The sequence below is a fragment of the Clostridium sp. CTA-5 genome, from assembly GCF_054768135.1.
Genome location: NZ_BAAAAT010000002.1, coordinates 79864 through 99244, shown reverse-complemented (window position 1 = coordinate 99244; position 19381 = coordinate 79864). Strand labels below are relative to the sequence as shown.

Genomic DNA, 19381 nt, shown 5'->3' with positions numbered 1-19381 from the left:
TAAAGTTTGTTCATTAATATAAATATTAAAATCTTTATAAATCACATTGATCACCAGTATAGGAGGGACTTATATAGTAAATTTATTATATATATGATTTTAAGTTTATATTGTTAATTAAAGATAATTTGTGGTATTCATAAGGTAGTAGAGCAGTACTCTTTTTAAAAAGAATATAAATCTATTAATTTAATAAAAATATATATTGAAAAAATTTGAAATTATTATTCAATGTTCTGAATATATTTTTAATATAATAATTCAATGATATTTAAATATATGACTAGAAGGAGGGGGAGGTTAGGTCTTAAAAAGTGGATTATTAATAAATATTTTTGGAGGGGTAGCTTTGGAATTAAAAAAGCTTAAAAAGAAAAGGTTTACAAAATTATTTATACTTAGTTTAATAGTAGTGTTTTCTTTGTCTATAACTAAGGTAACATATGCTATAACTGGAACAGGTACAACTACAGAGCCATATTCAGTATCACAAGCTATGAAAAATCAAGATAATACATTAAAAACTGTTCAGGGATATATAATTGGACAGCCAATATCTAATACTAAGGTTTTGACAAAAAGATATACTACTGATACTGCTATTGCAATTGCAGATAATGCAGAGGAAACTAAGACTTCAAATATGATTTATGTTAAACTCCCTGCAAATTATCGAGACTCTTTTGGACTAAAAACAAATCCAAGTTTAAATGGCACACAAGTTAATGTTACAGGTTATTTGACTTCATATTTTTCACATGATGGATTAAAAGATATTGAGAGTATAACAAAAGTAAATTCATCAGATGTGACTATTCCAGATGATAATACTTCAGATGACAGCATTTCGGTTGATAACACTTCAGACGAGAGAATTGATGAAGATAATAGTGGAAATAATAGTGGAGATAATGAAGAAATAACTGAAGGAAGTAGGATTGAGACAACAACTTCATATGATTCTACGTATTATGCAAATGCTATTGGAAAGACAGGAACAGCTTTAAAATCATCACTTCATGAAATAATTGATAATAATAAAAAGTTATCATACGCTGCTGTTTGGGAAGCATTGATGGATACTGATGAAGATCCTAATCATACAAATAATGTAATACTATTATATACAGGTCGTTCACAACCAAAAGCTACAAAAGGATCAGGTGTAGATAATTGGAATAGAGAACATGTTTGGGCAAAATCACATGGTAATTTTGGAACTAAACCAGGTCCAGGAACAGACTTACATCACTTAAAACCAGCAGATGTATCTGTAAACAGTACAAGGGGAAATTTAGATTTTGACAATGGTGGAGTGGCACACAGTGAAGCAACTTTATGTAAATATGATAATGATTCATGGGAGCCAAGAGATAGTGTAAAAGGTGATGTAGCTAGAATGTTATTTTATATGGATGTAAGATACGAAGGTGATAATGGAGAAATAAATTTAGAATTAAATGATAAAGTTAATAATGGATTTGATCCGTACTTTGGAAAATTAAGTACATTGCTTAAATGGAATATGCAAGATCCCGTTGATGAATTTGAAAAAAGGAGAAATGAAATAATATATAAAAAATATCAGCACAACAGAAATCCATTTATTGATCATCCAGAATGGGTAAATCAAATATGGGGTTAAAATTAAAAAAATCTAAATTAAATATATGAATTTATATAATATAAGAATTAAAAAATTATATAGAAAAAGCCCAAATAGGCAGTAAAAATTATTTTAATAATAATATTAAATATAGAAGAGTTTATTTATAATTAGTAGCTTTCAATTCAAAATTGGAGTTACTATTTTTTTTGAGATTTTTTATAAATAATGCTATAGAAAAAATATATAAATTTCATTGACAAATAAAATAATTAAAAATATAATTAGTTAGAAATCTAACAAATAATAGGGGTGAAGTAATGAATAATGAAAAACATATTGGGAAAGAAGTAGCTATTTTTGCTAATAGAATTGGTAGAAAAATAAGCAAAGAAGCTTCACAATATGGTTTAACAGGTGTTCAAGCGAGGATTCTTGGTTTTATATATCATAAGTCCAATAAAAAAGATATATTTCAAAAAGATATAGAAGAAGAACTTGATGTTAGACGTTCTTCTGTAACTAGTGTTCTTAAATTAATGGAAAAAAATGAACTTATCAAAAGAGTAAGCGTCTGTGAAGATGCAAGACTTAAAAAGATAATCCTTACAGAAAAAGGTTTAGAAATCCAAAAAAAAGTATATGATTTTATCCTTAAATTTGAAAAATCTTTAAGAGATGAGTTACGTGAGGATGAAGTAGAAACCTTAATTAATTTAATTGATAGATTATCAAGAAAGATTGCTGATTAAATGCAATTTTTTAAATAATTAGTTAGAAATCTAACAAAAGGAGGAAATTCATGATAAAAAAAATAGCAAAGTATGTAGCAGAATTTAAAAGAGATAGTATTATTACTCCTGTATATATTGTTTTAGAAGTAATAATGGAAACAATCATTCCATTATTAATGGCATTAATCATTGACAATGGAGTAGGAAAAGGGGATATGAAGTATGTATGTATTATTGGAACAGTGATGATAGTAACAGCATTTTTATCTCTTACTTTTGGTGTATTAGGTGGGAAATATGCAGCCAAAGCATCTTCCGGTTTTGCTAGAAATTTAAGAAGAGGAATGTATTATAATATACAAAATTATTCTTTTTCTAATATAGATAAATATTCTACAGCAGGTCTTGTAACTAGATTAACTACAGATGTAACAAATGTTCAAAATGCATTTCAAATGATAATAAGAATATTTGTAAGAGCACCACTTATGCTGATTTTTGCAATGGCAATGTCATTTTATATTAATGCAAAATTATCTCTAATATTTTTAGGGGCAATAGTTTTTCTTGGAATCTTATTATATTTTATTATGACTAAAGCACATCCATATTTTTTAGAAGTTTTTAAAAGATATGATGATTTAAATGCTAGTGTACAAGAAAATTTGACTGGTATTCGTGCAGTAAAGGCTTATGTAAGAGAAGAGCATGAAATAAGCAAATTTTATAAAGCATCTGAAACAATATATAAATATTTCATAAGGGCTGAAAAATTAATTATACTTAATGCTCCTGCAATGCAGTTTACAATTTATAGTTGTGTTTTACTTTTATCTTGGCTTGGAGCAAAGGCTATAGTTTCAAATTCCATGACAACTGGAGAATTAATGAGTTTATTTGCATATACAACGAATATATTAATCAGTCTTATGATTATCTCTATGGTATTTGTAATGGTAATTATGTCAAAGTCATCTGCTGAAAGAATTATAGAAGTTTTAGATGAAAAAAGCGATTTAACAAATGTAGAAAATCCAGTTTATGAAGTAAAAGATGGGTCTATAATATTTGAAAATGTTGATTTTAGTTATAGCAAGAATATGGACAACTTAACTTTAGAAAATATAAATTTAAAAATTAATTCTGGTGAAACTATAGGTATCATTGGGGGAACAGGTAGTGCTAAATCTACTCTTGTTCAACTTATACCAAGATTATATGATGTGACACAAGGAAGTGTACAAGTTGGCGGAGTTGATGTTAAAAAATATGATATAGAGACTCTTAGAAATGAAGTTTCAATGGTATTACAAAAGAATGTATTATTCTCTGGAACGATAAAGGGAAATTTAAGATGGGGAAATAAGAATGCTACTGATGAAGATTTAATTAAAGCATGTAAGCAAGCACAAGCAGATGAATTTATAGAAAGTTTCCCTGACAAATATGATACTTTTATAGAACAAGGTGGAACAAATGTATCTGGAGGGCAAAAACAAAGACTATGTATTGCAAGAGCTTTACTTAAGAAACCTAAAATATTAATTTTAGATGATTCTACTAGTGCAGTAGATACTAAAACTGATGCTCTTATTAGAAGAGCATTTAAAGAAACAATACCAGATACTACAAAAATTATTATTGCACAACGTATTTCTTCAGTTCAAGATGCAGATAAAATTATTGTATTAAATGATGGGAAAATAGATGGATTTGGAACTCATGAAGAGTTATTAAATTCGAATGATATATATATTGAAGTTTATGAATCTCAAGTGAAAGGAGCTGATAGGAATGAGTCAAAGTAAAACAAGAGGGATGAATAGGCGAGGTGGCCATGCAAAGGTTAGTAAGAATTCTTTAAAAACATTGAAGAGATTATTATCTTATGTATTTAAGGGATATAAGTTTCTATTTTTTATTGTATTATTAACTATTATTATAAGTTCTCTTGCTAATGTTGTTGGTACATTATTTTTGAGAAATTTAATTGATGATTATATAACACCGCTTTTGAATAAATCTGGGGTAGATTTTGCACCATTACTTAAAATGATAATTACTATGGCAGTAATTTATTATATTGGAGTTTTATCAACATATATATATAGTCGTATAATGATTATAATTTCTCAAGGATCTCTTAAAAGAATAAGGGATGATATGTTTGCGCATATGGAAACTTTACCTATTAGCTTCTTTGATACACATTCACATGGAGATTTAATGAGCTTATATACAAATGATACAGATTCATTAAGACAAATGATTAGTCAAGGTATACCACAATTGTTATCGGCAATCATAACAGTTGTTAGTATATTTATTTCTATGATTTATTTAAGTTTACCACTAACAGGGGTTGAAGTTTTAATTATAATTTTAATGTTTTATGTTACTAAATTTATTGGCAAAAAGAGTGGAAAATATTTTGGTCTTCAACAAAAAGATTTAGGTGCAGTAAATGGTTATATAGAAGAAATGATGGAAGGACAAAAGGTTGTAAAAGTGTTTTGTCATGAAGAAGAAGCTAAAGTTAATTTTGATAAATTAAATGATATGCTTTTTAATAGTGCAAATAATGCAAATAAATACGCAAATGTTTTAATGCCAGTTATGGGTAATATCGGATATATAAATTATGTATCTGTTTCTATTTTAGGATCTATACTTGCTATTGGATCATTTGGTGGATTTACTATTGGAGGACTTGCATCATTCTTACAATTAACAAGAAGTTTTAGCCAAACAGTAAATCAAATGGCTCAACAATTTAATTTTGTTATTATGGCTTTAGCAGGAGCTGAACGTATATTTAAACTTTTTGATGAAAAAACAGAAATGGATGAAGGGTATGTATCCTTAGTTAATGCTAAAGAAGATGAAAATGGAGAATTAATAGAAGCAAAAGAACGTACTGGAATTTGGGCATGGAAACATCCACATGAAGATGGAACAGTTACTTATAAAAAACTCCTTGGAGATGTAGTATTTGATGATGTTGATTTTGGTTATAATGATGAAAAAATTATATTACATAATATAAAACTTTATGCAAAGCCAGGAGAAAAAATAGCTTTTGTAGGTGCTACAGGTGCAGGAAAAACTACTATTACTAATTTAATTAACCGTTTCTATGATATTCAGGATGGGAAAATAAGATATGATGGTATAAATATTAATAAAATTAAGAAAGCTGATTTAAGAAAGTCACTTGGAATTGTACTGCAGGATGCACATTTATTTACTGGAACAGTTGCAGATAATATTAGATATGGAAAATTGGATGCAACAGATGAAGAAGTTTATGCAGCAGCAAAACTTGCAAATGCAGATCAATTTATAAAACATCTACCAAATGGATATGAAACAGTTCTTACAGGTGATGGAGGAAATTTATCACAGGGACAAAGACAGCTATTAACAATCGCTAGAGCTGCTATTGCTGATCCACCAGTTTTAATATTAGATGAAGCGACATCTAGTATTGATACAAGGACAGAAGTTATTGTTCAAGATGGTATGGATAAACTTATGAAAGGAAGAACAGTTTTCGTAATTGCTCATAGACTCTCTACAATTAAGAACTCTGATGTAATTATGGTATTAGATCAAGGAAGAATTATTGAAAGAGGAAATCATGATGATTTAATTAAACAAAAAGGTAAGTATTATCAACTTTATACAGGAGCTTTCGAATTATCTTAAAGAAATTTTATAACTATTAAGATAATATCATTAATTCAAAGATATTATCTAATATACTATTTACAATAATAATTTGTATATATATAATAATACTATGTTTTATAAAGATTAATATAGATAATTGCATTGAAAGAGAAGAGTATATAAATATTAATTTAAAGCGAGTTAGGGATGGTGTAAGCCTGATAGTTAGTTTTATAGAAAGAAGCTCTGGAGTTTAAAATGAAAGCTTTATTGTGTAGTAGTTTTAGGGTAATCTCCCCATATAGAGATAATGAGTGGATTAAGTTTACTTAATCAATTTAGGTGGTAACGCGGAATTAACTTTCGTCCTAAGGTTTTAGGGCGAAAGTTTTTTTATATTTTTCTATGTTTTAAGTGAATGTTTATACTAAAATATAAACACTGTTTTAAAACATAGTAGTTATATTTAGGCACATTAAAAAAATAATAGATCAGTATACTCGTCTATTTTACATCATATTGTGTAAGTAAATTTAGCTAATAGTTTTCTATTAGCTGAACTTATCTATTTATTTGATAAAGAATATACAAGGCTTCTTGGGTTTATTATTTTATTTCATGTGCATTATACAATTTTTAGGAGGAAAGAGAATGAGTTTAGAAAAATTAGCTAATATAATATTCCCTGATATTGATAAGACACCAGAATATTATATTCAAAAATATCCAAAGAGAAATTTAAAAGAAGGTGCAGTTGTTACTAGATATGCCCCATCACCAACAGGGTTTCAACATATAGGTGGAGTATTTGCAGCTTTAATAAATGAAAGATTAGCAAGTCAAAGTGAAGGGATTTTTTATTTAAGAATAGAAGATACAGATCAAAAAAGAGAAGTTGAAGGTGCAATTGAAGATACAATAAAAACAATGCATAACTTTGGAATGGACTTTAATGAAGGTATGACAGGAGAAGAAACTTTTAAAGGGGAATATGGTCCATATAGACAAAGTCAAAGAGCGGAAATATATAAAACTTTTGCTAAGGACTTAATTGCTAAAGGGTTAGCTTACCCATGTTTTTGTACTCCAGAAGAATTATCAGAATTAAGAGAAAAGCAAATAGCTCAAAAAATAACACCAGGATATTATGGTGAATATGCTAAGTATAGAAATTTAACTCCAGAAGAAGCTATAGCTAAAATAGAATCAGGTGAAAAGTATATATTAAGATTAAAATCACCTGGAAACATAGAAAATAGAATTGAATTTTATGATTTAATAAAAGGAGATATATCATTCCCAGAGAACAATCAAGATATTGTTTTAATAAAAGGTGATGGACTACCAACATATCATTTTGCACATGCTATAGATGATTCTTTAATGAGAACTACTCATGTTATAAGAGGAGAAGAATGGTTATCATCATTACCTATACATGTTCAATTATTTGAAGTATTAGGTTTACAAAGACCAGAATATGCTCATATTCCAACAATAATGAAAAATGACAATGGTTCAAAGAGAAAATTATCAAAGAGAAAAGATGCTGAAGCTGCTGTTTCTTATTATAATGAAGTTGGATATCCAACTGTTTCAGTTATTGAGTATTTATTAAATATAATCAATTCAACATTTGAAGAATGGAGAGAAGAAAATCCTACAGCTGATTATCATGAGTTTAAAGTAGTTTTAGATAAAATGAGTAAATCAGGAGCTTTATTTGATATAGTAAAATTACATGATGTAAGTAAAAATGTTATTTGTAAAATGAAAGCAGATGTAGTTTATGATAATTATGTGGCTTGGGCAAAAGAATTTGATAAAGAGATTTATGAATTAGTTACAGCTAATGAAAAAATGTCTAAAGAAATGTTTAATATAGATAAAGAAGGTCCAAAACCAAGAAAAGACTATGCTAAGTGGGATGAAGTAAAAGAAAAAATCTTTTATTTCTTTGATGAATTATTCTATAAGGAAGAGGCAGAACAAGTTGAATTACCCAAGACAGTAACATTAGAATCAGCAAAAGAAGTAATAAAAGTTTATATGAATAAATATAACACTAATGTTAATAGTCAAGAGGAATGGTTTGAAGATTTAAAAGCTATTGGTTTAGATTTAGGATATTGTGCAAACAGAAAAGAATATAAAGCAAATCCAGACCAATATAAAGGTATGATTTCAGATGTTGCAGGCGCAGTAAGAGCCGCTATATCACATAGAAGCAACACACCAGATCTTTATACTATTATGAATATACTAGGTCAAGATAAATCAAAAGAAAGATTTGAGAAATTTTTAGAAATATAGGCATAATAAGACGAGATTAGAAGCTCGTCTTATTATGGAATCTTAAAAAATAAATTGAATATTTAAATTCATAATTCAATACCTTTATTTTTTTAATATATTAGATTAAAATTAACAATAGATGTAAATACATATAAGTATATTATGTAGTCACTTTCAGATGTGAAAATAATTAATAGGAGAGATAAGATATGTCTAATGAAATTAATTCATCTAACTTCATAAGAAATATAATTGTTGAAGATTTAGAGACTGGAAAACATAAAAAAATAATAACTCGTTTCCCACCAGAACCAAATGGTTATTTACACGTAGGGCATGCTAAATCAATAGTTTTAAATTCAGGATTAGCTGAAGAGTTTAATGGAAAATTTAATTTAAGATTTGATGATACAAACCCTACTAAAGAAGATACTGAATATGTTGAATCAATAAAAGAAGATGTAAAATGGCTTGGTGGTAATTGGGATGAAATATTCTTTGCATCAAACTATTTTGATACAATGTATGAAAAAGCTATCCTTTTAATAAAGAAGGGATTAGCTTATGTTTGTGATTTAACTCCAGAAGAAATGAAAGAATATAGAGGAAGCTTAACTGAACCAGGAAAAGAAAGTCCTTATAGAAATAGAACTGTTGAAGAAAACCTTGATTTATTTGAAAGAATGAGAAAAGGTGAATTTAAAGATGGGGAAAAAGTTTTAAGAGCTAAAATAGATATGGCTTCTCCAAATATAAATTTTAGGGACCCTATAATTTATAGAATTGCTCATGCAGAACACCATAATACAAAAGATAAGTGGTGCATATATCCAATGTATGATTTTGCACATCCAATAGAAGATGCTATTGAAGGAATAACTCATTCAATATGTACTTTAGAGTTTGAAGATCATAGACCTTTATATGATTGGGTTGTAAAGGAATGTGAAATGGAGTCTGTTCCTAGACAAATTGAATTTGCAAGATTAAATATGACTAATACAGTTATGAGTAAAAGAAAATTAAAGCAATTAGTTGATGAAGGAATAGTTGATGGATGGGATGACCCAAGAATGCCTACTATATCTGGATTAAGAAGAAGAGGATATACACCAGAAGCTATAAGAAACTTCTGCACAGCAATAGGTGTAGCTAAATCTAATTCATTAGTAGATTCTCAAATGTTAGAATACTTTATAAGAGAAGATTTACAATTAAAAGCACCATCAGCAATGGCTGTTATGAGACCATTAAAATTAGTTATTACAAATTATCCAGAAGATCAAACAGAAATGTTAGAAGTAGAAAATAATGCTAAGGATGAAACTCAAGGAAAGAGACTTGTACCATTTTCAAGAGAATTATATATAGAACAAGAAGATTTTATGGAAGTTCCAGTAAAGAAATATTTCAGATTATTCCCAGGAAACGAAGTAAGATTAAAAGGTGCATATTTTGTTAAATGTACAGATGTTATAAAAAATGAAAATGATGAAGTTGTAGAAATACACTGTACTTATGATCCAGAAACAAAATCAGGTTCAGGATTTACAGGAAGAAAAGTAAAAGGGACTATTCATTGGGTAGATGCTAAAACAGCAAAACCAACAGAATTTAGATTATTTGAACCTTTAATATTAGATGATGAAGAAGAAAATGAAGGAAAGAATTTCTTAGAACAAATAAATCCAAACTCAATGGAAGTATTACAAGGATTTATTGAACCAACAGCTGTAGAAAATGTTAAGGCACAAGATAAGTTACAACTTATTAGAAATGGATTCTTTACAGTAGATTCAAAATATACTACTGATGAAAAATTAGTATTTAATAGAATAGTATCACTTAAAAGTTCATTTAAGCTAAAATAACAAAGAAGAAAAGAAATAGAAAATTAAATATATAAACCAATAATTAAAGTGATAAAAAACAAGCCGTCTCAAATTTGAGACGGCCTTTTTATTTTATACTATATTACCAGTTTATCCCGATTAAACCATTAATAAGACTAATTCCTCCTCTGTTAGGTGAATGAGCTTTTATTTGAACAGATACATTATCTTCATAGTTAGGGCATTGGTTTCCTTCCTCTGAAAATTGAGTAACATATGAATTATAAATTAGTCTTGAACTCTTACTTAATAATTCAGCTACCATTTCTTGTCTTAATCTTATAATTATATCAAAGGTTGTACCATCTTCAAAAGAAATTGTACGAACTAATTCAGATCCACCATCTCTATTTAAAGTAATTGAATTTTTAGGAATAATCCAATCAGCTAATGACTCTATAGCGTATTGAACACCAACTTCCCCTAATTGTATTGCTAAGTTTTTTAATTGAATAACAAATGCATCATCCATAGTAATTTTTAGTTCCCCCACTAATTATAGAATTAGTAACTATTATTTATATTATTATATGATTTTATAATTAAAATGTTACTATTTAATAATTATAAAAACAAAATCTAATTTAGAGTTAATGAGGTTATACAATGTTTTTGCAATTAAATAAGTTAAAATAATATTTTTATGACTACTATGTATAATCAATTTAATTCTTTTATCAAATCAACTGTATTTCATCTTGAAGAACATTTTTTTTTATTAGACTATATTTGATAGAACTAAAATCCATTTAATTTTCCGTATCTTAATATAATCAAAACTAATTTCTTTAATTTGTAATATATGGTATAATTTTGATTGAAATAATATTTTTTTATGGTTTAAATTAAAAAATAAAAAGATAAAATTTAACAAAGTGGGGGTGGGAATGATATGGATACGTATAAAGTTATTGATATTAAGAAAAGTGTTTTCGAAAATAACGATAAACAAGCAAATTTGCTTAGAGAAGAATTAAAAAGAGACAAAACTTTTTTATTAAATTTAATGTCATCACCAGGTTCAGGCAAAACAACAACTGTTTTAAGAACTATTGAGGCTTTGAAAGATGAAATGAGAATAGGAATTTTAGAAGCAGATATTGATTCAGATGTAGATGCTAATATAGTATCTAAAACTGGTGCCAAAGTAATACAACTTCACACAGGGGGAATGTGTCATCTAGACGCAGATATGACAAAACAGGGATTAGAGGGATTAGGAACAGAAGAAATTGATTTTGCAATTTTGGAGAATGTAGGTAATTTGGTATGTCCAGCAGAATTTGATACTGGTGCATCAAAAAATGCTATGATTTTAAGCATACCAGAAGGACATGACAAACCATTAAAATATCCATTAATGTTTTCAATTGTTGATGTATTATTAATTAATAAAATTGATGCAATGGATTATTTTGATTTTGACTTAGAGGCAGTTAAAGAATATGCAACAAAATTGAATCCAAATATCAAGATTATACCTATATCCGCTAAAAATGGAAATGGAATTAATGAATGGGCTGATTGGATACGTACTGAAGTGAAAAATTGGAATGAGAAATAGTACCATAATAAAAATTAAATTTGGAGGTAAATTTATATGGTAAAAGAAAAAGTACTTAATCTGGCAAATAAGTTCAGCAGGCAAAAACGTGGTTCAAAAACAGAAATTAAACCAGAAGATCCTGAATATAAAATTTTGGAACCTGTTGTTACAGATGAAATGGCAGAAGTAGGACTTTGCCTTGAGCTACGTAAACCAATGAGTGCTAAGGAAATTTCCCCTTTATGTGGTAAATCAGTAGAGGAAACAGAGAAACTTTTATGGGAATTAGCAATGGCTGGGGCTGCTTTTGTTAATAAAATTGACGGAGTTGATAAATACTGGCATGAAATTTGGGTCCCAGGTCACATGGAAATGATGGTTAACAACAAGGAAAATGTTAAAAAGTATCCTCAAATCGGGAAAGCTTTTGATGATTATGGAAAATTAAGAGGTCCAAAAGCGGCAGGTAATGTTCCTGTAGGTTCTGGTCCTATGCGTGTTATCCCTATTGAACAGTCTATTTCAGGTGAAACTAGAAGAGCATCTTATGAGGAAGTCTCCAAATATCTTAATGAAAATACTATTTTTTCAGTTTCCGATTGTTCTTGTCGTACAGCAAGAGAAGTTATGGGAGAAGGCTGTGGTCACTTAAAGGAAGATATGTGTATTCAACTAGGACATGCTGCTGAATATTATATTCGTACAGGTAGAGGAAGACAGATTACTCGTGAAGAAGCTTTTGAAATTATTAAAAAAGCTGAAGCAAATGGGTTGATGCATAATATACCAAATACAGATGGTAAAGGAAAAACTCATGCGATTTGCAACTGCTGTGGGTGTGGCTGTTTTGCTGTGAGAATTGCTAATATGTTTGTAAATCATGATATGGTACGTTCAAATTATGTTTCACAAGTAGATACAGAGAAATGTGTTGCTTGTGGAGAATGTGTTGAAAATTGTCCTACAGGTGCATTAAAAGTAGGTCAAAAAATATGTACAAAAACACCTATTCCAGAAAAGAAAAGAGAACTTCCTTATGATACAGAATGGGGTCCGGACAAATGGAATATTGATTATCGTACCAATAGAAAAGTTGTTGTAGATACCGGTTCAAGTCCTTGTAAAGCAGAATGCCCTGCTCATATAGGGATTCAGGGGTATATCAAGTTGGCATCTCAAGGAAGGTATACTGAAGCGCTAGAACTTATTAAACATGAAAATCCATTTCCAGCAGTATGTGGACGTATCTGTCCAAGAAAATGTGAATCAGCTTGTACCAGAGGAGATATTGATGATCCCATTGCTATTGATGATATCAAGAAATTTATTGCAGAGCAAGATTTGAATAAAGATATTCGTTATATACCTGAAAAAAGACATCAATATGGGAAAAAAATTGCTGTTATCGGTGCAGGTCCTTCAGGACTTTCTTGCGCTTTTTATTTAGCTATTGATGGTTATAAGGTAACTGTATTTGAAAAGCAGAAAGTACTTGGAGGAATGTTGGCACTAGGAATACCTTCTTTTAGATTGGAAAAAGATGTGGTAAATGCAGAAATTGATATTTTAAAAGAATTAGGTGTTGAGTTTAAGAATGGTATTGAAGTTGGTAAAGATGTAAGTCTTAATGATTTACGAGATCAAGGATTTAAAGCATTTTATCTTGCAATAGGTGCTCAAATTGGTAGAAAATTAGGACTTCATGGTGAAGATGCTGATGGGGTAATTACTGGTGTAGAATTTTTACGTAAAGTAAATTTAGGTGAAGGTTTGAAGATAGAAGGAGAAACTATTGTAATTGGTGGAGGAAATGTTGCTATTGATGTTGCTAGAACTGCTACACGTATTGGTGCATTAAAAGTTCATATGTATTGTCTTGAGAGCAGAGAAGAAATGCCCGCTCTTGATGAAGAAATTGAAGAAGCATTAGAGGAAGACATTAGTATTAATAATTCATGGGGACCAAAACAAATTCTTGTGGAAAATGGACATGTTGTAGGTGTAGAATTTAAAAAATGCATTTCTGTCTTTGATGAAAATAAAAAATTTAACCCTAAATTTAATGAAAACGAGACTAAAATAGTAAAAGCAAATAATGTTTTAATTTCAGTAGGTCAAGGAATGGATTGGGGCGAGTTATTAGAAAACTCTAAAATGGAGTTAAATCCCAATAAGACGATTAAAGCTGATCCATTTACTTTACAGACAGGAGAACCAGATGTATTTGCGGGTGGAGATGCACTGACAGGTCTTAAGTTTGCTATTGATGCAATTGCTTTAGGCAAGGAAGGTGCAATTTCAATTCATCGTTATGTTCAACCAGGACAAAGTTTAACTCTTGGTCGTATTAAGAGAGAATATCGTGCTTTTGATAAAGCAAATCTTATTATTGAAGGATATGATAATATTCCAAGACAAAAAGCAAGGAATATTAGCCAAAATGAATCTAAAGAAACATTTAAAGATTTACGTGGTACATTTACAGAGGAACAAGTAAAAAAAGAAACACAGCGATGTCTTGGTTGTGGAGCAACAGTTGCAGATCAATATCTATGTTTAGGATGTGGTGTATGTACTACAAAATGTAAATATGATGCAATTAAACTTGTAAGAAAGTATGACAAGCAAAATCCAGAATTTAAAGATATGAAATCTACGATTATAAAATATGCGTTGAAACGTAAGGTAAGAATTGCTGTGAAAAAGCCAGTAAAAGCATTAAAATCAATTTTTTACAGTGAAAAAGACAAATAATATAAATCATACAAAATAAAAGACGGGAGAACTATGTTTCTCTCGCTTTCATGTTCCTTAAACTTATATAAGCGAGGTGAGGCTAATTGCATGAATTAGGAGTTGTAATTGAAGTTGTTAAAACTATCGAAAATTTCGCAAGAAAAAATTCATTAACCAAAATTGATACACTAGTGCTCCAAATTGGTGAGCTATCATCTATAATTCCAAGATATATTGAATCATGTTATCCTGCAGCTGTGGATGGTACATTATTGCAGAACACAAAATTGAAAATTGAAATATTACCGGGGAATGGTATATGTAAAAAATGTAGTAAAGTTTTTAATCTTATAGAGAATGATGGTAAATGTCCATACTGCCAAAGTACAGATTTTGATATATTAGGTGGAAAAGAGTTTATTATTAAGGAAGTCATTGCTTTTTAAACTTGTTAGAAGGGCGCACCATTGTTCATGCACTACGTTTGGAAATGGGTGCATAGATAAAAAAATAGACGTTCCACAGTAACTTAGTGAATTTTCTATATTTAAGTAACATAATTAAGGAGGAGAAAATAGGGATGAATAATAAGCTAATAAAATTTATAATAACATTAACAATAGCTACATTATCTGTAAGTGCAGTAGGATGTTCTAATAATGGAAAAGATAATGTAAAAAAAACAAATGCTGAAGTTCATGAAAGTAATTTTGAAACAGTAAAATATGTATATTCAGATGGTGCTAAAGATTATGATGTAACAGTAAAATCACCAAGACAAAAGGCAGTAACATTATCTCAATTTATGACAGAAATGCTATTAGCACTAGATTTAGGGGATAGAATGGTGGGAACAGCTCTTTTAGATAATCCTATATTACCTGAATTTGAAGAAGCGTATAACAAAATACCAGTACTTAAAATTGGAGAAGGTCATTCGATATCTAAAGAAGCTTTTATAGCTACCGGTGCAGATTTTGTAAGTGGATGGGATTCATCTATAAGTGAACAAACTACAGGAGCACCAGATGAACTTATATCAAAAGATATAACCCCATTTATGGCTAAGTCTTATAGGGCAGACTCTACAGTAGAGACTGTTTATGAAGATTTTGAATTATTAGGAAAAATATTCGGAGTACAAGATAAAGCTAAAGACGTAATAACTAAAATGAAAAGTGATATAAAAGTTGTGACTGATAAAGTTGGGGATATAAAAGAAGAAGATAGAGTGAAAATGATGGTATATGATTCAGGTGAAAATGATGCAATGGTAGTTGGAGCAGGGCTTGCTAATAACTTAATAAACCTTGCAGGGGGAAAAAATGTGTTTGCTAAGAATGCAAACAAGCCTTATATACATGTTTCATGGGAAAGTATAGTAGCAGAGAATCCAGAAGTTATATTAGTAACTGATTTTATGGCAGGGGAACCAGTACAAGAAAAAATAGATTTCTTGAAAGCACATCCTGCGCTTAAAGATGTACCTGCTATAAAAAATAACAAAATATATGTTGTAGGATTAGCTGATTTATCTCCAGGTGTTAGAAATCCTAAGCTTATTGAGCAAATGTATGGATATTTTTTTGGAGAAAATAAGTAATGCAAGTAGCTTTAGAGGAGAAAAAAAGCCTTTCTAAAAAGAAAGGTTTTTTACTTTGGCTTATAGCTTTAAGTTTAATCTTAGTAGTTATAATAATTGCAGCAATAGCTGTAGGTAGTACGTATATTAAACCTGGAGAAGTATATAAAATACTACTTAGCAAATTAACAAATGGAACATTGTATAGCGATATTGGAAGTGTAATGACACAAAATATAATATGGGAAATAAGATTCCCTAGAGTATTGCTTGGATTTATATGTGGAGCGGGACTTGCCATTTGTGGAGTCCTTATGCAATGTGTCACTAAAAATCCAATAGCTGAACCTTATATATTAGGTATATCATCAGGAGCATCTTGTGGTGCTGTTTTTGTTATAGTTTTAGGAGGAATATCATCACTTGGGATAAATAGTGTTGGAGCAGGGGCGTTTGTAGGTTCTCTTATATCAGGAATATTAGTTTTTGCTATAGGCACTCAAATGGGTAAAACAACGTCTACAACAAGATTAGTATTATCAGGTATGGCAATATCAACAATATTTTCGTCACTTACTAATTTACTTATATATTCAGCAGAAAATTCAAATCAAGCAAAAACTGCTTTGTTTTGGACTGTTGGTAGTTTAGGGGGAGCGAAATGGGATGTTTTAATATTTCCGTTTATTATATTAATTATAGTTATGATAGGAGCATTAATAATGTCTAAATCATTAGATATATTACTTCTTGGTGATGATAGCGCAATAATACTTGGAATTAACATAAAACTTATAAAATCTACAATTTTAATACTAGCTACATTACTTACATCAACATTAGTTTCTATAACTGGAGCGATAGGATTTATAGGACTTGTAGTGCCACATATATCTAGAACTATAGTAGGAAGTGATCATAAAAAACTTATAGTACTTTCATCATTAATAGGTGCTATATTTCTAATATTATCAGATATTGTAGCTAGAGGTCTTTTCCCACCAATAGAAATACCTATAGGAATAATAACTTCATTAGTTGGAGGTCCATTCTTCTTATATTTGATTTCTAAGAAAAATTATTCATTTGGAGGAAAATAGTAATGTTTAAAGTGCAGGTTAGAAATTTAAGTTTTAGCATAGATAAAAAAGCAATACTAAAAGATATATCTTTTAATATTAAGAAAGGTTCATTTGTAGGAATTATAGGTCCTAATGGTTCAGGAAAATCTACATTACTTAAAAATATATATAGACTCTATAAACCATCAAGTGGAAGTATATTATTAGATAATAAAGAGTTAATTAAAATGAAACATAAAGATTGTGCAAAAGAGATTGCAGTTTTAGCTCAAGAAAGTAATACTCACTTTGATTTTACGGTTGAACAAATAGTAAAAATGGGAAGATATCCATATAAATCTGTTTTAGAAAATTACTCTAAATACGATTTACAGATGGTTAAGGAAATGCTAAAAAAGGTGGGTTTAGAAAATTATAGTCAGAGGAGTTTTTCAGAATTATCAGGAGGAGAGAAACAAAGAACTTTAATAGCAAGAGCTTTAGTTCAAAATACTAATTTTTTAATACTAGATGAACCAACAAATCATTTAGATATAGGCTATCAGATACAACTTATGGATTTAGTTAAAAGTCTTAATATAACTACTTTAGCAGCTATACATGATATGAATCTAGCATCTATGTATTGTGATTATTTGATTGTAATGAAAGATGGACGGATAAAGAATTTCGGAACAGTAGAAGAAGTAATAAATTCTGAAATGTTAAAAGAGGTATTTGGTGTAAATGCGTATGTGGGAGTTAATCCTATAAATAAAAAATTACAAGTATCATTTATGCACACACATAAGCATATCAAAGGTCTTGGAACTGATCATATACATGAAGATGGATTTACAGGAGTTCATACTCATTAAAAGGCTAAAATAGACAACGCCTCTTTGATTTATTATTTTATTTCATGTGCCTAAATTTACACATTATTTTGTGTAGTCAAAAATGTAAGAGTATGCTAAGATATTTAAATAATAATCGTTACGGATGGTGTTTTCTTTTGTGTTTAATATGAAAGATATTTTTGCTAGATTTTTTCAAATATGTTCAAAAATATAGATGAGTGAAAAATTTGATGGCTTCAAAGCTACTCTGGCGATTTTTTATATGATTCTTTTAGTATCTAGTAAAAAACTAATTATTTTAGTTGGAGGTATATATGAGACTTATTAGTGTCTCCAGCCTAAAGGGAGACGAAATTCTAGGAAGACAGATTTATGATGAATTAGGTAGAGTTTTACTTAATGTTGGAGTAAAATTGAAACCTTATTATATTGAAAAGATTAAAGAAATTGGAATTAACTCAGTATACATTGATGATGATATATCAAAAGATGTAGATATTGAAGAAAGCATTTCCGAAAAGACAAGGCAAATGAGTAAACATGCTGTTAAGGATATGATTCAAAGATATTGTCGTGAAGGAAAAACTGATAGTACAAGTGTTATGAATTCAGTAAATTCAGTCATTGAAGATATATTATCAAATAAAAATGTTTTAATAAATGTTGCAGAAATAAGTTCAAGTGATAACAATATATATTCACATTCAGTAAATGTTTGTGTATTGTCTACAATAATAGGAACTCATATGGGATATAGTATGTTAAAACTTAAAGATATAGCTGCGGGTGCATTAATGCATGATATAGGAAAGATAAAAATCATGAATGATAAAAAGCTTTTAACCCAGTTTAAGACTAAGGATGAATTAGATAAGTATATTAAATCAATGCATCCAAGGGTTGGTTATGATTTTTTAGGAGAACAGTATATTTGGAATGCAGCTGTTAAAGTGGTAGCATTAATGCATCATGAAAGAAGTGATGGGAGTGGTTATCCTTTAAAATTACAAGGAAATGAAATAAACCAAATTGCAAAGATAGTGTCTATATGTGATGTATTTGATAATTTAATATCAGGTAGAAATATGAAGGAAAGTAAAACTGTTCCTGAGGTTATTGAGTACCTTGTTGGTATGAGTAACATTTATTTTGATGGAGAGATAGTAAAAAAATTTACTAGTAATATAGCTGCTTTCCCGACTGGATGTGCTGTTATTCTAAGTTCAAATGAAAAGGGTTTAGTTATAAGACAAAATACATCAATGCCAACAAGACCTGTGGTAAAAGTTATATATGATAAACTTGGAAATTTACTTTTAGAACCTTATGAAATTGACTTATTAAAAGAATTAACTCTTTTTATTATAAAAACCTGTGAACTTTAATTTAGTGGAGGA

At 29.1% G+C, this 19381-nt stretch carries 14 protein-coding genes and 1 other annotated feature; of the genes, 13 read left to right on the top strand and 1 reads right to left on the bottom strand.

Annotation, left to right across the window (positions count from 1 at the left end; genetic code table 11):
• Window positions 1–349 precede the first annotated feature (349 nt).
• From ACYUET_RS05780 to ACYUET_RS05755, 6 genes are all read left to right on the top strand, one after another.
• Window positions 350–1645, top strand: coding sequence for an endonuclease (locus tag ACYUET_RS05780; RefSeq protein ID WP_460278346.1), 1296 nt, complete (start codon window positions 350–352; stop codon window positions 1643–1645).
• A 281-nt stretch (window positions 1646–1926) separates the two neighbouring features.
• On the top strand, window positions 1927–2358 hold the full coding sequence (locus tag ACYUET_RS05775) for a MarR family winged helix-turn-helix transcriptional regulator (protein ID WP_460278345.1): 432 nt from the start codon (window positions 1927–1929) through the stop codon (window positions 2356–2358).
• Between the two features lie 50 nt (window positions 2359–2408).
• Window positions 2409–4148: an ABC transporter ATP-binding protein gene (locus ACYUET_RS05770; RefSeq protein ID WP_460278344.1), complete on the top strand. Its 1740-nt coding sequence runs from the start codon at window positions 2409–2411 to the stop codon at window positions 4146–4148.
• Window positions 4149–4158: 10 nt separating this feature from the next.
• Window positions 4159–6048 carry an ABC transporter ATP-binding protein gene (locus ACYUET_RS05765; protein ID WP_460278801.1) on the top strand — a complete coding sequence of 630 codons (1890 nt, stop codon included), beginning with the start codon at window positions 4159–4161 and terminating at the stop codon, window positions 6046–6048.
• Window positions 6049–6165: 117 nt separating this feature from the next.
• Window positions 6166–6386: a binding site (T-box leader), on the top strand.
• A gap of 277 nt (window positions 6387–6663) precedes the next feature.
• Entirely contained in the window at window positions 6664–8325 is a 1662-nt protein-coding gene (gene gltX, locus ACYUET_RS05760; RefSeq protein WP_460278343.1) for a glutamate--tRNA ligase, read from the top strand.
• A 191-nt stretch (window positions 8326–8516) separates the two neighbouring features.
• Window positions 8517–10178: a glutamine--tRNA ligase/YqeY domain fusion protein gene (locus tag ACYUET_RS05755; protein ID WP_460278342.1), complete on the top strand. Its 1662-nt coding sequence runs from the start codon at window positions 8517–8519 to the stop codon at window positions 10176–10178.
• Between the two features lie 103 nt (window positions 10179–10281).
• Here ACYUET_RS05755 and ACYUET_RS05750 read toward each other — a convergent pair whose 3' ends face one another.
• On the bottom strand, window positions 10282–10671 hold the full coding sequence (locus ACYUET_RS05750; RefSeq protein ID WP_460278340.1) for a hypothetical protein: 390 nt from the start codon (window positions 10669–10671) through the stop codon (window positions 10282–10284).
• A 420-nt stretch (window positions 10672–11091) separates the two neighbouring features.
• Between ACYUET_RS05750 and hypB the strand changes: the two genes are divergently transcribed.
• From hypB to ACYUET_RS05715, 7 genes are all read left to right on the top strand, one after another.
• The gene (gene hypB, locus ACYUET_RS05745; RefSeq protein WP_460278339.1) at window positions 11092–11763 is read left to right on the top strand and encodes a hydrogenase nickel incorporation protein HypB; all 672 of its coding nucleotides are present in this window, start codon (window positions 11092–11094) and stop codon (window positions 11761–11763) included.
• A 36-nt stretch (window positions 11764–11799) separates the two neighbouring features.
• Entirely contained in the window at window positions 11800–14499 is a 2700-nt protein-coding gene (locus ACYUET_RS05740; protein ID WP_460278338.1) for an FAD-dependent oxidoreductase, read from the top strand.
• An 86-nt stretch (window positions 14500–14585) separates the two neighbouring features.
• The gene (locus ACYUET_RS05735) at window positions 14586–14927 is read left to right on the top strand and encodes a hydrogenase maturation nickel metallochaperone HypA/HybF (RefSeq protein WP_460278337.1); all 342 of its coding nucleotides are present in this window, start codon (window positions 14586–14588) and stop codon (window positions 14925–14927) included.
• A gap of 134 nt (window positions 14928–15061) precedes the next feature.
• Window positions 15062–16084, top strand: a complete 1023-nt coding sequence (locus ACYUET_RS05730; protein ID WP_460278335.1) for an ABC transporter substrate-binding protein — start codon at window positions 15062–15064, stop codon at window positions 16082–16084.
• Window positions 16084–17163, top strand: a complete 1080-nt coding sequence (locus ACYUET_RS05725) for a FecCD family ABC transporter permease (RefSeq protein WP_460278334.1) — start codon at window positions 16084–16086, stop codon at window positions 17161–17163. The genes ACYUET_RS05730 and ACYUET_RS05725 overlap by 1 nt, the downstream gene beginning before the upstream one ends.
• 2 nt (window positions 17164–17165) lie before the next feature.
• Window positions 17166–18002, top strand: a complete 837-nt coding sequence (locus ACYUET_RS05720; protein WP_460278332.1) for an ABC transporter ATP-binding protein — start codon at window positions 17166–17168, stop codon at window positions 18000–18002.
• A gap of 296 nt (window positions 18003–18298) precedes the next feature.
• Window positions 18299–19369: an HD-GYP domain-containing protein gene (locus ACYUET_RS05715; protein WP_460278331.1), complete on the top strand. Its 1071-nt coding sequence runs from the start codon at window positions 18299–18301 to the stop codon at window positions 19367–19369.
• Window positions 19370–19381 lie beyond the last annotated feature (12 nt).